General features: G+C 44.7%; 16 protein-coding genes. 4 read left to right on the top strand and 12 right to left on the bottom strand.

Annotated features, from left to right (window positions below):
• Window position 1 precedes the first annotated feature (1 nt).
• Together H6F66_RS08715 and H6F66_RS08710 are read left to right on the top strand one after the other, a co-directional pair.
• On the top strand, window positions 2–1,054 hold the full coding sequence (locus H6F66_RS08715; RefSeq protein ID WP_190420274.1) for a J domain-containing protein: 1,053 nt from the start codon (window positions 2–4) through the stop codon (window positions 1,052–1,054).
• A gap of 299 nt (window positions 1,055–1,353) precedes the next feature.
• The gene (locus H6F66_RS08710; RefSeq protein WP_190420272.1) at window positions 1,354–2,094 is read left to right on the top strand and encodes an SIMPL domain-containing protein; all 741 of its coding nucleotides are present in this window, start codon (window positions 1,354–1,356) and stop codon (window positions 2,092–2,094) included.
• Window positions 2,095–2,162: 68 nt separating this feature from the next.
• Here H6F66_RS08710 and H6F66_RS08705 read toward each other — a convergent pair whose 3' ends face one another.
• From H6F66_RS08705 to H6F66_RS08690, 4 genes are all read right to left on the bottom strand, one after another.
• Window positions 2,163–2,546 carry a YkvA family protein gene (locus H6F66_RS08705; RefSeq protein WP_190420270.1) on the bottom strand — a complete coding sequence of 128 codons (384 nt, stop codon included), beginning with the start codon at window positions 2,544–2,546 and terminating at the stop codon, window positions 2,163–2,165.
• Window positions 2,547–2,688: 142 nt separating this feature from the next.
• On the bottom strand, window positions 2,689–3,948 hold the full coding sequence (gene metK, locus H6F66_RS08700; protein WP_190420268.1) for a methionine adenosyltransferase: 1,260 nt from the start codon (window positions 3,946–3,948) through the stop codon (window positions 2,689–2,691).
• A 239-nt stretch (window positions 3,949–4,187) separates the two neighbouring features.
• Window positions 4,188–4,397: a hypothetical protein gene (locus H6F66_RS08695; RefSeq protein WP_190420266.1), complete on the bottom strand. Its 210-nt coding sequence runs from the start codon at window positions 4,395–4,397 to the stop codon at window positions 4,188–4,190.
• Window positions 4,357–4,527, bottom strand: coding sequence for a hypothetical protein (locus H6F66_RS08690; protein WP_190420264.1), 171 nt, complete (start codon window positions 4,525–4,527; stop codon window positions 4,357–4,359). Before H6F66_RS08690 ends, H6F66_RS08695 begins: the two co-directional genes overlap by 41 nt.
• Window positions 4,528–5,066: 539 nt before the next feature.
• On the opposite strand from H6F66_RS08690, the gene H6F66_RS08685 reads away from it, so the two are divergent.
• Entirely contained in the window at window positions 5,067–5,771 is a 705-nt protein-coding gene (locus H6F66_RS08685) for a Uma2 family endonuclease (RefSeq protein ID WP_190420310.1), read from the top strand.
• A 53-nt stretch (window positions 5,772–5,824) separates the two neighbouring features.
• On the opposite strand, the gene H6F66_RS08680 is transcribed toward H6F66_RS08685, so the two are convergent.
• The 6 genes from H6F66_RS08680 to psbB form a co-directional block, all read right to left on the bottom strand.
• Window positions 5,825–6,568 carry an HAD family hydrolase gene (locus H6F66_RS08680; RefSeq protein ID WP_190420262.1) on the bottom strand — a complete coding sequence of 248 codons (744 nt, stop codon included), beginning with the start codon at window positions 6,566–6,568 and terminating at the stop codon, window positions 5,825–5,827.
• Window positions 6,569–6,694: 126 nt separating this feature from the next.
• Complete coding sequence (locus H6F66_RS08675; RefSeq protein WP_190420260.1) at window positions 6,695–7,855, bottom strand: S1 RNA-binding domain-containing protein; 1,161 nt, start codon at window positions 7,853–7,855, stop codon at window positions 6,695–6,697.
• 416 nt (window positions 7,856–8,271) lie between these two features.
• Complete coding sequence (locus H6F66_RS08670) at window positions 8,272–9,105, bottom strand: S1 RNA-binding domain-containing protein (RefSeq protein ID WP_199295052.1); 834 nt, start codon at window positions 9,103–9,105, stop codon at window positions 8,272–8,274.
• A gap of 94 nt (window positions 9,106–9,199) precedes the next feature.
• A complete protein-coding gene (nrdR, locus tag H6F66_RS08665) occupies window positions 9,200–9,763 on the bottom strand; it encodes a transcriptional regulator NrdR (RefSeq protein WP_190420258.1) in 564 nt (187 codons plus the stop codon).
• 205 nt (window positions 9,764–9,968) lie between these two features.
• Window positions 9,969–10,064 (bottom strand): photosystem II reaction center protein T, encoded by a 96-nt coding sequence (locus H6F66_RS08660; RefSeq protein ID WP_190420256.1) that lies wholly within the window; start codon window positions 10,062–10,064, stop codon window positions 9,969–9,971.
• Between the two features lie 115 nt (window positions 10,065–10,179).
• Window positions 10,180–11,709: a photosystem II chlorophyll-binding protein CP47 gene (psbB, locus tag H6F66_RS08655; RefSeq protein ID WP_190420254.1), complete on the bottom strand. Its 1,530-nt coding sequence runs from the start codon at window positions 11,707–11,709 to the stop codon at window positions 10,180–10,182.
• A 53-nt stretch (window positions 11,710–11,762) separates the two neighbouring features.
• Between psbB and H6F66_RS08650 the strand changes: the two genes are divergently transcribed.
• Window positions 11,763–12,017, top strand: coding sequence for a hypothetical protein (locus tag H6F66_RS08650; protein ID WP_190420252.1), 255 nt, complete (start codon window positions 11,763–11,765; stop codon window positions 12,015–12,017).
• Between the two features lie 123 nt (window positions 12,018–12,140).
• On the opposite strand, the gene H6F66_RS08645 is transcribed toward H6F66_RS08650, so the two are convergent.
• Together H6F66_RS08645 and H6F66_RS08640 are read right to left on the bottom strand one after the other, a co-directional pair.
• Window positions 12,141–12,446 carry a hypothetical protein gene (locus tag H6F66_RS08645; protein ID WP_190420250.1) on the bottom strand — a complete coding sequence of 102 codons (306 nt, stop codon included), beginning with the start codon at window positions 12,444–12,446 and terminating at the stop codon, window positions 12,141–12,143.
• Between the two features lie 447 nt (window positions 12,447–12,893).
• Window positions 12,894–13,781, bottom strand: coding sequence for a hypothetical protein (locus H6F66_RS08640; RefSeq protein ID WP_190420248.1), 888 nt, complete (start codon window positions 13,779–13,781; stop codon window positions 12,894–12,896).
• Window positions 13,782–13,880 lie beyond the last annotated feature (99 nt).

Genomic DNA, 13,880 nt, shown 5'->3' with positions numbered 1-13,880 from the left:
AATGCCACGGAAAAAACAAGCACCGCAAACCCCCAATCCTTCATCAACCGCTATATTGGCGCTCTCGGAACTCCACTTTCGCACTGAGGCTTTGGAGAAAGAGCATCAATGGCTCTTGAAGCAAATTAAGCGAAAACGAACCGAACTGAACAATTTTGTTGAACAGATGCGCTCAGTGGCTACTGAAATTTTTCATCGCGGTACTCCTGCATTCAAGAAGCTAACCTCTATTGAGCAAGAAATTCATGCCCTGTTCGATGAAATCCTCAGCACCAGAAAGTTCGGGGTGCAAACTCGGCAAGATATCCTGAAAGTTTATCTCAATCTCCAGATGGCGGGGATAATTAGCTCAAAATCTCTCGAATCTGAAGATGATGCTGAATTAGACGAACTATTTGAACCCCACGATTGCGAAGATAACTCCCGCGACGATACAGATAGCTACCATCAACATCAGACCCCTGTTCCACAGGAACCCGCCAGAACTGAGGACTCTAGAAAAATTCGGCAAACCTTTTTGAAATTAGCAGAAATCTTTCACCCAGATAAGGTCGCTGACAGTGAAACTCAGATGCGCCACACGGAAATTATGAAAGAAGTTAACAGAGCCTACCAAGATGGGGATTTGGCGAGACTGCTAGAGATTGAGCAGCAATATAACGCGGGAGAGAGTCTTGATAATTTAAGTGAAGATGATTTGAGCCGAAAATGCCAAAGTCTGGAACAACATAACTTAATTTTAAAAAATCAATATGAAAACCTCAAAATGGAATTGAGATTGGTGAAAAGTACCCCAGAAGGAACGCTTGTTTCTGAATATCGGCAAGCGACACGAGCAGGAATTGACCCCTTAGCACAGATGCTGGCTCAGGTAGAGCAAGAAATGCAAATTATCGAAGAAATTCGGGATTTTGTCAAAAACTTTCGGGATAAAAAAATTACCATTAAAGACTTTCTGCGGGGGCCAGCTTGTTTAGTTAGTATGAGTCAAAGTATCCAAGAAAAAATTTTAGAGGAGATGTTCGGCATACCAATGACAAACATCCAATTCTAGTAAAAATGTCCGACGACTAAAGTCACTGGTAAACAAACAAAGCCTGTTAACGCAGACTAATATAAAATTGTTGCGTTAGCAGGCTTGGTTGTTCTAGCATCGAGGCTTATATTTGCACTTAACAGGATACTCTCGTTCCGACATAGGTATGGCTACTGTTACCGATATCGTAACCGCTAGAAGGGGATGAACCGAAGCTTTCAATCCCAGCACTATTAAGTTTCCAAAAATGTAACCTAAACTACTACTCTCCGATTCAATGCCAGATTAGGAACACGCTATCAATTGTGTTCTTAATTATGAAACTTTCTCTCTCCTCTAGTGCCTGGAATCGGTTAAAAATTGTCTTTTTAACTTTGGGTGTAGTTAGTCTAAGTGCGTGTCAAGGTGTTCCGACTGCGGATAAATTACCGAGAACCCTCACCGTCTCTGGAAAAGGAGATGTTAACATCCCCGCAACCATGACGAAAGTAAGTCTTGGCGTTCAGGTTCAGGGTAAAACTACCCAGGAGGTGCAACAGCAGGTAGCTGAAAAATCATCTGCGGTGGTGGCGTTGCTGAAGTCGCGCAAGGAAGTGGAAAAGCTGGAAACAACTGGTATCAGCCTCAACCCAGTTTATAGTTATAAAAATGGTCAGCAGAAGATAGAGGGATATTCGGGAACTAATAACGTTAGCTTTCGGATTGAAACTCAGAAAGCTGGGACGTTGTTAGATGACGCTGTTAAGGTGGGTGCAACCCAAATTAATGGTATAAGTTTAGTAGCTTCAGAAAGCGCGATCGCTCAAGCACAACAAGAAGCCATCAAGGAAGCTGCTGAAGATGCCAGAAAGCAAGCTGATGCCCTTCTCGCTGCCTTAAATCTCAACCAACGAGAAATTGTGAGCATTCAAATTAATGATGCAAATCCGCCTCTGCCATTGCAACGAGCGATCGCAACTGAGAATGCACAAGCAAGTCCTGCTAAACTAGCAGATACCCCAATTGTAGGTGGTGAACAGGAAGTACAAGCAGCCGTCACTCTGCAAATTCGTTACTAAGCTTTAGCTAAAAAAAACATCTTAGCCCCTTCCCGTTGACCAATCGGGGGTTGAGGGTGGGATTCTTCTTACCTTTTCAGGGTGCGTGCTACCCAAAGCGCGATCGCAATCCCCAGCAAAAACCAGATTGCCACAATAATAACAGCAACGCTCCAATTTGTGGGTTTATCGGATGCGATCGCATCTGCTGCTTTTTCCCGACACTCAGCCATCACCGTCGGCGGAATCATTTTCAGTACCAGCCAAATTCCCACTGGCACGATAATAATATCGTCAAGATATCCGATAATTGGGATAAAATCAGGAATCAAATCTATCGGGCTAAAGGCATAAGCAACAACGAAACCAGCCAACAACCTCGCATACCAAGGCACTCTTGTGTCCTTACAAGCTAAATAGATAGCGTAGGTTTCTTTTTTCAGTTTCTTTAGCTGTTGCTGCCATCCCTGCATTTGAGTAACTATAAATAGAGAAATTAAATAGTAATAAGGTAAAAAGTAAATTTGAATAACAAATCTACCTTTTACCTTTTCTCAACTTGATAGATTTTAGATTTTGAAGGGTTCCTCAAAATCTAAAATCCCAAATTTCCAACTATACAGAAGCCGAAAGCGGCTGACTGACTGCTTCCTTCAATAGTGCAGCCTTATCGGTGCGCTCCCAAGGTAAGTCTAAATCAGTGCGTCCAAAGTGACCGTAAGCAGCAACATCTTGGAAGAAACGACCGCCGCGTTCACCAGGAAGGTGACACAAACTGAATTTTTGGATAATTCCCGCTGGACGCAGTTCAAAATGCTGTTTCACCAATTCCAGCAACACGTCATCGTCCACCTTCCCAGTGCCGAAGGTTTCCACCATAATGCTCACGGGTCGAGCGACCCCGATAGCATAACTCAGCTGGACTTCACATTTTTCAGCTAACCCTGCCGCCACAATATTTTTAGCTGCATAGCGACAAGCATAAGCTGCACTACGGTCTACTTTTGTGGGATCTTTGCCAGAGAAAGCACCGCCGCCGTGACGGGAGTAGCCGCCGTAGGTGTCAACAATGATTTTACGACCAGTCAGACCAGAGTCTCCCTGGGGGCCACCGATGACAAATTTGCCAGTAGGATTGACCAAAAAGCGAGTTTCCTCGTCTGGCTGGATTTCCATATCGGCAAAAACGGGTAGCACCACCGTATTCCAAAGGTCTTCTTTGATTTTGGCTTGGACGGCATCTTGTTCTGTGATGTCGCCAATGGTGGCGGTGTGCTGGGTGGAAACCAGGATAGTATCAATGCCTACAGGTTTGCCATCTTCGTAGATGACAGTGACTTGAGTTTTGCCATCGGGACGCAGGTAAGGCAACTGTCCGGTTTTTCGCACCGCAGCAAGGCGGCGAGAAATACGGTGAGAAAGACTGATGGGCAATGGCATCAGTTCTGGTGTTTCGTTGCAGGCGAAGCCAAACATTAAGCCTTGGTCACCAGCACCAATGGCATCTAATTGGTCATCACTTGCTTCTTCGCGGGTTTCTTGGGCGGTAGTAACGCCTTGGGCAATGTCTGGAGATTGTTCATCCAGAGCTACTAAAACTGCACAACTGTTGGCAGAGAAGCCGTTATCGGCATCGGTGTAGCCAATGTCGGCAATTTTTTTCCGGGCAATATCAACGTAATTGACTTGCGCTTTGCTGGTGATTTCACCAGTAATTAGCACTAAGCCAGTGTTGACGACGACTTCAGCGGCGACGCGACTCTTGGGGTCTTGAGCGAGTAGCGCATCTAAAATGGTGTCGGAAATCTGATCGCAGATTTTATCAGGATGGCCTTCGGTGACAGATTCAGAGGTAAACAGGTAGCGACGAGACAACGGCAATTCCTCCCTGGGATAGTGGCTGTTGCTGACGAAGTTGGCGAGATAAGTTCAGCTATTTTAACCTGCGATCATAACCTGATTTAGACGCGATCGCTCTAAGGGTGACTATTACTGTTGGAAGATTTGCCTCAATTATGATTTTTTCACAATTGGCAATTTAGCTGGATGTAAGGCCCAGCTTCAGATGGGCTAAGGGCGCGAGTGCCTTCTCTCTCCCAAATATAAAAAAAATCTTAGCTTTGTGAATTTTTGATGAAGACTGGAGTAGTAGATTTTTTTACTTCAACAATGCCTACAGTTTTCCCGTCAACGGTTGTCACGCCCAATTTCAGCAGTGGGAGATGTTCTTCCCCAATCCAAAAGCAAACCAAGGTAGTTAGCTGTTGCTGGAACTCATCTTTATCAAACAACTGTGGACTGCAATTGATTGATTTTTTGGTCATTAGTGCCAGCGTTGTCTGATAGGGCGACTTTCAGGTTGCCATCACTAGAATTCATTAAAGCAGCGATCGCGCTGGCGACTTCTTGTGAATTATATTGCCCTACTCTGGATGCGATCACAATATCGCTCATCTGAATGAAAACTCTTGACACTGCACAGCTTACACAAAATACTCTTAGGCTCAAGCAGCAAAGTTGCCGGGTTACTAAAATGTTGCCAATATTTGGTTTTCTAAAAAGGGTATTTATCTAATTTGGTGATCTTCCAAATTCCTGAAAGCTGGGAAATAAATTCTCTCCATTTTTTAAAATATGCCGCCAGTAATATCGATGGTGTTTCCATTTGGAGTGACAATCATCCTAGAGCCATCTAAGGCTGAGATTATAGATTGAGCTTGTACTGTATTCAACATTGCTAATAATAAAAAACCTGTTAGTAACAAGGTAATTATCACAGTTACTTGAATGTAGCTGCACTATATTACATTTTCCCACGTTTTTAGCACGACATAGAAACTTATTAATTCTGTAAATATTCAGTATCTTTGTTGGGCTTCGGCGAACGCGATCGCGTACTTTTTTCTGGAAGCCCCCGAAAAAAATATACTATTACGGTAATCGTTTACGCTTTGGTAAATTAAAATAAATTAATCATGCCTCACGGTGCGACCATGACAGCTATATTACCCAAAACCCAATCCGCAGAAATATTCTACCCTAGTTCAGACGGTGAACCATTGGCAGAAACCTACGATCATCTGTACGCAATATTAACCACGTTGGAAGTTTTGAAACAATATCTAGCTCTTCGTCAAGCGACTGTGCTAGCAGACCAGTTTCTTTACTATTCGCAAGGCTTTCCTAAACTACGAGTAGCTCCCGATGTGATGGTGATTTTCGATGTGGCACCAGGGGGACGAGATAACTATAAAATATGGGAAGAAGGTCAAGTTCCAGTTGTAATTTTCGAGATAACTTCCCCCGGAACAAGACAACAAGATGAAAGTTTGAAAAAAACTTTATACGAGCAGTTGGAAGTCAAAGAATACTGGCAATTTGACCCCAGAGGCGAATGGATAGAAGAAAAGTTGCGCGGCTATCGTTTGCGAGGCGAAATTTATGAGCCAATTACAGATAATCGCAGTGAACCCTTACAATTGCGTTTAGCAGTAGAAGGGAAAATTATCGGTTTTTATCGAGAAGATACTGGGGAAAAGTTGTTGATTCCCGATGAGCTAGCGCAGGCATTACAGCAGGAAACTCAAAGACGACAGGAGGCGGAGGAACGCGCTGAACAAGCGCAGCAACAGCTTGCTGAAATGGAAAACCTACTTGCTCGTTATCGCGATCGCTTCGGGGAATTGTCTGATAACTAATCCAATTATGGCTAATTGCTCATAGCGGTTCTTCCCAACTAGCCATGATTGGATTAGCTATTACCTACAATTTGAATTTCATCAAGTTGCGAAATTGCTACATCTGCTGTTTCTAGATGCGCCGCCTCTGGTTTTCCCCAACAAATACCAATACAACCCGCAGCACCCGCTTCTCGCGCCATCTGGATATCACCCGCAGAATCTCCCACCATCAAAGTCGCACCCGGTTCTACTCCCAGTCTCTGGCAAGCTTGCAAAAATAACGCTGGATCTGGTTTACTGTAATCTTCATCGCCTCCCATCTCTAGCTGGATGTAATCGCTGAGCTGATGTCGCTTGACAAATGCTTTAACTCGTGACGTGGTGGCAGCTGAGAGAATGCCTAACTTTAAGCCAGCTAAGAAGAGAAATTGCAACACTTCCAGCGAACCGACAAACAAAGGGGAAGGCGCAGCATCTTTGAGAAATTGGTCGGATTCTTCAAACGCGCGACGAGCGATCGCTCTTGACTCCAACCACCCCCGTCCAGTTTCAGCAATATACGCGGCGGCGGCTATTTCATTTTCCAGGGAACTGCCAACAGCCATTAACCCAGTAGGATCGAGTTTATCCCCATTGATGCCAAATGCCATCAACAAGGGATCTCCAATACCGGGAATTTGGGCATCAATGATACGCGATCGCTTTTGTCCAAGGTTTCTTAAAAATGACTCGGAATCTTCCAGGGTGCCGTCTTTGTCAAAAATCACAGCCTGGATATTCTCAAATGTGACATCCTTACAGCGAATTGTTACCATTTGCCCCTCCAAATTCACAAAAAACTCCCATAAAAAAAGAGGGAATTTCCCTCTTTGGTCATTGGTCATTAGTCAGGCGTCATTAGTCAGTTGTAACAAGCAACAAACTGTTGACTACTAACAAAATTAATCTTCTTGTGTAGCTGGTTGCAGCTCATCTTCAGGAACAGCGTCCTCAATAGCAGCAGGAGCGTCGTCCTCAATAGCAGCAGGAGCGTCGTCCTCAATAGCAGCAGGAACTTCGGCATCCTCCATAGCAGAAGGAACGTCGTCCTCAATAGCAGCAGGAACTTCGGCGTCCTCCATAGCAGAAGGAACGTCATCGTCGTCGATAGCAGCAGGAACGTCATCGTCCCCAGGAGCAGCCACGGCAGTTGCACCTTGTTGCTTAGCTCGCATCTGCTCTCGATACTTAGCTGCCATTTCTTCAGCCATATCATAGACGCGATCGCGGTTCTTGATCATGTCCCCAGGCTCTGGCTCTAGCTGCTTGGTGGACAGCGAAATGCGTCCTCGTTCAGCATCCAAGTCAATGATCATCACTTTCACTTCATCATTGACATTGAAGACACTGTGTGGAGTGTCGATGTGGTCGTGGGAAATCTCCGAAATGTGCAACAGACCGCTGACACCGCCAATATCGATGAATGCACCGTAAGGCTTGATGCCTCGGACTGCACCGATAACAACTTCGCCAACTTCCAAGCGGTTCATCTTACGCTCAACCAGCGCCCGTCGATGCGATAACACCAGACGGTTGCGGTCTTCGTCTACCTCTAAAAATTTAAGCGGTAGTTCTTCTCCTACCAAATCTTCTTTAGGTTTGCGAGTGCTGATGTGAGAACCAGGGATAAAACCGCGCAAGCCTTCAATCCGCACCAGCGCACCACCTCTATTTGTCGCAAAGACAAGCGATCGCACTGTAGCGTCTTCTGTCTGCAACTGCCTTACCCGCTCCCATGCACGCATATACTCAATGCGTCGGATGGAAAGAGTTAGCTGTCCATCTTCATTCTCGTCAGTCAGAATAAAGAATTCCCGCGTCTCGTTCGACTGCAACACCTCTTCGGGAGCGTCAACACGGTTGATTGACATTTCCTGAATCGGAATATAAGCAGCTGTTTTAGCGCCAATGTCAATCAGAGCGCCCCTTGGCTCCAAACTGAACACGGTTCCGGCGACAATATCACCGGGATTAAAGTGATAGTCATATTTATCGAGTAGGGCCGCAAAATCTTCGTGAGAAAAGCCAATATCTGCTGTAGCGGTTGTTTTCTGATTGACCATGCGAATGTTTCCTGGTAGTTATCTCCGTATTAACTGTGCCTCCTGCGGATGTACGCGCACGGAAAGCCTCGTGCTGTTTACACCTACATTGCTCTCTCGCTAACCTTATTGTATGAGATTTTTAGATACGAGTGAGTGTCCAGACAGACCATTATAACCCAAAATGGACTCCCTCTAACGTTTTTATTGATTAGTTATCAGCCGAATGACTAATAACCTTGAATCTGTTCCCGTTCGGTTGAGACAGGAAACCCAACACACATGACTAATAGACTTCTTGCATTCATGGTTCTTGAAATAAATTTTAAGCTTAAAGCTTAAACCTGTTTTAACAGGTTAAAACATTTAGCCAGGAATCATGACGATGACTTTAGCTACGAAGCCCCGAACTAAAGTTCAGGGCTTTTGCAATAAGTCTAATAACTAATTTGGTACTTTGCCGCCATTTCCTCAGCCTTTTCATAGACTTTCTGAGGATTTTTCAGCATATTACCTGGTTCGGGTTCCAGTGCTTTTGTTGAAAGTGAGACGCGAACTTTCTCAACATCCATCGAAATTATCATTGCCTTTATTTCATCATCGACCTTGAAAATACTTTCAGGTTTGTGAAAGTCAGCGTGGGAAATTTCAGTAGTGCGTAGTAGGGCGTTGACTACTCCAATATTGACAAATGCACCATAAGACTTAAGTGCAAGTACTCTACCAGCAACGACTTGACCAACTTCTAGATGCTTTATCCCGTCTGGGTACAGCGTCAGTCTGTGGGAGAGAAACAAGCAATCGCGGTCTTCATCTACCTCAACGAACTTCAAAGGAAGTTCTTCTCCCACTAACTCTTCTAATGGTTTATGCCTATCCAAATAGGAACCGGGAATGAAACCACGCAACCCCTCAATCCTAACTATTACGCCAGCACGATTAGTATTATAAACTTTAGCGTACACCGTGACGTTTTCGGCTTGCATTTGACGCACCCGCTCCCAAGCCAGCTTTTTCTCTAGTTGTCGAAGGGAGAGGGAAAGCATCAAATTCCCCTCTATATCGTAGTCATTTACAACCAAGAATTCGCGGGTTTCATTTAGCTGCAAGACTTCTTCTGGAGAGCCAATCTCATTAATTGACATCTCCCGAATTGGGAGAAAAATAGCTGTTGGAGCGCCAATGTCAATCAAAGCGCCTCCCGGCTCCAAACTGATAACTTTACCAATTACGATGTCGCCCGGACTCAAGCTAGATAAATTTGAGTTCAAAAATGTTCGGCTGTAACTACCGCATATCTAATTCATACCATAGCACTTTTGTCAATAGTCAGTCACGAAGTATTCAAAAGCTATTAGGCAATTACTAATGACCAATCACCAAAGAAGCTTGGTTTTCGGTTTCATCAAACTCAAGTAATGAAAGTTGATTATTTTCGGCAGTATTTGTGACTTCGGCGGCTTCTGACTGGCGACTGCTGTAACTTTCGAGGTGATTCAAAGTATCTACAAAATCGCGGATACCTTGAAATTTCCGATAGACAGATGCAAAGCGGACATAGGCGACTTCGCTGAGAGTTTGCAGACGCTGGAGAACCAATTCACCAATTTCTTGACTGGTGACTTCTCTGATGATGCGCTGTTGTAATTCAGCTTCAATCTCATCGACCAAAACTTCTAGCTGTCCTTGAGGAATACCCGTTTTTTCGCAAGCGCGAACAATTCCCCGCACTAACTTGGAACGGTCAAAAGAGTCCCGTTGACCTCCCCGCTTAATGACGGTAATCGGAACAAATTCAATGCGTTCGTAAGTGGTGAAACGATGATTGCACTTCAAACACTCGCGCCGTCGCCGGATACTTTGTCCAGCTTCTGTGGAACGGGACTCAAGGACGCGGCTATCGGTGTGCTGACATAAAGGACATTGCATTTTTAAGAGTCCTCGCTTGCTGGGTAGATGAGCGTGAGGAAGCAATAAACTTGAATTTGAAAGAGTTAAAATACCTAAAATGGGAGAAACTGAGCCGTTGTTTGTCTTCAACTGTCGTGAAATACGACAGTTGGGACAATTGCGGCTCAGTGGATCTCCCAAATTATATTAAGTTGTGATGATCGCACTCATCAAACGCGATCGCTTACTTTTGAATCCGAGGCGGTTCGCGAAATGCGATCGCAAAGAATAGCGTACCCAATGCCAGGGCTAAAACCAAGATATAAGCAGCAGCTTCCATGTCACAATTTCCTGATTATCAGCTTTACTACCAGTCTACCAATTAAGTCAAAAGTAAAAAGGAAAAAGGCAAAAATAAAAAGAATCTTTATTTTTGCCTTTTTCCTTTTACCTTACTAGACTGCTTCCTTCTTGCGGGTACTCTTGTCACCCACTTTCTGGAACAGACCCCACTCGACCTGCTCTTCCAAATCTGCCTCGACCCCGGCAAACACGTCGCGGAACAGAGTCCGAGAACCATGCCACAAGTGACCGAAGAAGAACAACAGAGCAAATACAGCGTGTCCGAAGGTGAACCAGCCACGAGGACTGGTGCGGAACACACCGTCAGAATTCAGGGTTTCGCGGTCAAATTCAAACGGCTCACCCAATTGAGCTTTCCGAGCAAACTGCTTGACTTTGGCTGGGTCATCAAAAGTTTTCCCTGCCAAAGCGCCACCGTAGAAGGTAGCAGTTACACCAACTTGCTCAAAGCTATTTTTCGATTCTGCCCGACGGAACGGAATATCGGCGCGAAGCACACCGTCTTTATCGGTCAAAATTACTGGGAATGTTTCAAAGAAGTTGGGCAAACGACGTACTGTCAATTCCCGACCTTCTGAATCTTTGAATAGCGGATGACCTAGCCAAGTTTGAGCAATGCCATCTCCCTTATTCATTTGACCTGTGCGGAACAAGCCACCCTTAGCGGGGCTGTTACCCACATAGTCGTAGAAAGCCAGCTTCTCAGGAATTTCTGACCAAGCTTCAGTAGCATTCTTCCCTTCAGCCACAGATTCTTGAACCCGACGGTCAATTTCCTGCTGGAAATAACCGCTGTCCCACTGATAGCGAGTGGGGCCAAATAGTTCAATTGGAGTAGTGGCACTGCCGTACCACATCGTACCCGCCACCACGAAGGCGGCAAAAAATACCGCGGCAATACTGCTCGAAAGTACGGTTTCAATGTTCCCCATCCGCAGCGCTTTGTAAAGTCGCTCTGGTGGTCGAACACTTAGGTGGAACAAACCAGCGATGATGCCAACAACACCCGCCGCGATATGGTGCGCGACCACACCGCCTGCGTTGAACGGGTTAAACCCAGCAGGCCCCCATTCCGGTGCCACAGGTTGGACGCTGCCAGTTAAACCGTAGGGGTCAGAAACCCACATACCAGGGCCAAATAGCCCCGAAAGGTGGAATGCACCGAAGCCAAAGCAGAGAAGACCAGACAAGAACAGGTGAATGCCAAACATTTTTGGCAAGTCGAGAGCTGGTTCGCCAGTGCGGGGATCTCTAAAGAGTTCCAAATCCCAGTAAACCCAGTGCCAGCAGGCAGCTAGGAACAGCAGACCGGAAAGAACGATATGAGCGGCAGCAACGCCTTCAAATGACCAGAAACCAGGGTTGTTTGCTGGGCCACCAGTGATGCTCCAACCACCCCAGGATTGGGTTACACCCAAGCGGGCCATGAAGGGCATCACAAACATACCCTGCCGCCACATGGGGTTAAGTATGGGGTCGCTGGGGTCAAAAATTGCTAGTTCGTACAAAGCCATCGAACCAGCCCAGCCTGCCACGAGGGCAGTGTGCATTAGGTGTACTGCAATCAACCGTCCTGGATCATTCAGAACAACTGTATGTACTCGGTACCAGGGTAGTCCCATTGACTACGCTCCTCCTAAGATAGATTAAGTGTCTACGACGCTTCTTTTTTAATGTGCTGGATTTCGCCTTTTTTTGCCACAACCCTTGCAAAGAAACTCTTCAGCAAGATGTTGGGACAGCAGCGCCAGCTTTTGCTGAAAATGAAAGTTTATCTGGGCTACTCTTGGCGCTCTCGAAGAGCGATGTCGCTTTCCAAAAGAACCTGAGAGTTTTGCGTAATTTATGTTTTACCTCGGCAGATATGATTCAACAGTTTGTATCCTCACATCAGGTTCACGCCATCCCTAGCCCGGAAGACCGAGGTTAATTACCATTTAAAGAAGTGTAACTATTGTTAGAATCCAATGCAAGCAGGTTGGCAGTTAGAATCTCGCTGTTTATTGTACTTTTTCGGGTGCGGTGCTTCTCCCTGAACGCCTTTGCAACTAAATTACTGCGGAATCAATGCTGTGTTCAATCGCTCAATGGCATCCTCGGCGCTGATGAGGCGTTTTAACACAACTTGACCAATATTCTTAGTAGCTGAGTCAGACGAGGCATCATCTAGGGGTCTGACTTCGACCATGAGAACAGCTTCTTCCACCCGGTACAGCCATAGTTTTTCCCCTTGCTCGAAGATGCAAAGGTTCGTTTGCTGAATTTCGGGTTTTCGTCGCCAGGAATTTTCGTTCCACAAACCGCCGAACTCCCACACCCTACCTACAGTCCATCCATCAGAAAGGAAAAAATACTTCACAAATTTTCTTTTTTCTTTATATAGGCCTTCTCTTGAAAGAAACTTGTTATTTATCGTTATTTATACCATTCCGCTTTATTTTGGTGTCTGGCATGATATAACTTATAGCTTTGACGAGGTGAAAGCTAAGCATTGAAGCGATCGCCTTGAACCCCATCTAGAGATTGAAATTACCATGAAATACCACTTTTGGCACCTAGCAGCGATCGCGATCACCGTGCTAACCCGAAAATGCGATAAGTTTTAGTTATAGTTTATTGCCTGTCGCTATAGTGGAACTGAGGGTTTTAAGATAGCGATCGCTTTTCAGCTTGGCTTCGGTTGGGGAAAGCATACAACACTTAACTTAGACCATTTTCTTTAAAAGAATTGTCTAGCAAGTTGGCGTTGAGCGACTAGGCAATATATTGAAGGGAGCAGCCACTCACTCGCAGTGTTTCCATTCAATTAAATTCCAGATATTTTAGAAGCTCGCCAACTGAACACCTCAACCAATAGAGGAGTAATTCCAGGTACAATATCAATTACGTATGCCTTGTTTTCAGGGTAATCGAATGGACGAACCTTAATAACATATTTATCACCAATAGCCTCAAATTCAAGTTTGCCTCGAAAATCGCTCTTGTGTCGAAAGTTGAATGGGGCGCGGCAAATAAGCAGTTTCAAGGGGCTTTCTATTAAAAAATTTCTTAGTACAGGAAATTCTTCTGGGGAAACGTGAGTAATTAAAATATCTACTCCCCAAAGTTGATTAAGTCTTTTCTCGTATTCGGATTCAGCCATTTCGTAAGGTGAAATTTCAACAACTCCCTTGAAGGGATGAACAGTGTTAGGCACGCCGCCTATGCCACCTATACGAATACCGTCTTTTTCAAAAACGTCATTATCAATTTGGTGAAGCCGGGGCGAATTGATTGTCAAATTTCCGCTGAGAGACGGGTAATCCATATTGCCAGGAATAAAGTATAGGTGGCTATTCTCAAGTGATGCCTCTAAGTTGGCAAAAAGTTTTTTGTATCGTTGCCAAGCTATATTTTTCGCTTTTTGAAAACGATTTCCTGTTAATAGAAACATATTTTTTAATGGTTCAATAAACAGAGAATTATGAGTATCACGAAAATCGCTGTCTACCAAGTTGTTCATTCCTTCAAATATTAAATTACCGTACAACTGGTAAAAAATAGAGCCTTCTAAATTTTCGCCTGGTTCTGGAAAAATATTTAATAAGTCGCCAGCCACCAAAAAATTGATATCAGGATAAGCAGCGATGACAGCACTGATAAAATCTGGAAATCCGGGGTGTTCTAAAATGTTAGAAGCTAAAACAAACTTCATTTTACTGCTCCAGTGAGGGTTAAATTTGTCTGTTAAAACTTACAGGAGATAGACTATCCAAAGGTCATGGCGAACAGTTCATTTTTAAACGCAATTTGC

The organism is Trichocoleus sp. FACHB-6 (genome assembly GCF_014695815.1).
Classification (GTDB): Bacteria; Cyanobacteriota; Cyanobacteriia; order Cyanobacteriales; family FACHB-T130; genus Funiculus; species Funiculus sociatus.
The sequence above is the reverse complement of the archived record's forward strand: the minus strand, read 5'-3'. Positions and strand labels throughout refer to the sequence as shown.

Coding starts and splice junctions, on each gene's coding strand:
- H6F66_RS08715 (WP_190420274.1), top strand. CDS start 2: ATGCCACGGAAAAAACAAGCACCGCAAACCCCCAATCCTTCATCAACC.
- H6F66_RS08710 (WP_190420272.1), top strand. CDS start 1,354: ATGAAACTTTCTCTCTCCTCTAGTGCCTGGAATCGGTTAAAAATTGTC.
- H6F66_RS08705 (WP_190420270.1), bottom strand. CDS start 2,546: ATGCAGGGATGGCAGCAACAGCTAAAGAAACTGAAAAAAGAAACCTAC.
- H6F66_RS08695 (WP_190420266.1), bottom strand. CDS start 4,397: ATGACCAAAAAATCAATCAATTGCAGTCCACAGTTGTTTGATAAAGAT.
- H6F66_RS08690 (WP_190420264.1), bottom strand. CDS start 4,527: ATGAGCGATATTGTGATCGCATCCAGAGTAGGGCAATATAATTCACAA.
- H6F66_RS08685 (WP_190420310.1), top strand. CDS start 5,067: ATGACAGCTATATTACCCAAAACCCAATCCGCAGAAATATTCTACCCT.
- H6F66_RS08680 (WP_190420262.1), bottom strand. CDS start 6,568: ATGGTAACAATTCGCTGTAAGGATGTCACATTTGAGAATATCCAGGCT.
- H6F66_RS08675 (WP_190420260.1), bottom strand. CDS start 7,855: ATGGTCAATCAGAAAACAACCGCTACAGCAGATATTGGCTTTTCTCAC.
- nrdR (WP_190420258.1), bottom strand. CDS start 9,763: ATGCAATGTCCTTTATGTCAGCACACCGATAGCCGCGTCCTTGAGTCC.
- H6F66_RS08660 (WP_190420256.1), bottom strand. CDS start 10,064: ATGGAAGCTGCTGCTTATATCTTGGTTTTAGCCCTGGCATTGGGTACG.
- psbB (WP_190420254.1), bottom strand. CDS start 11,709: ATGGGACTACCCTGGTACCGAGTACATACAGTTGTTCTGAATGATCCA.
- H6F66_RS08640 (WP_190420248.1), bottom strand. CDS start 13,781: ATGAAGTTTGTTTTAGCTTCTAACATTTTAGAACACCCCGGATTTCCA.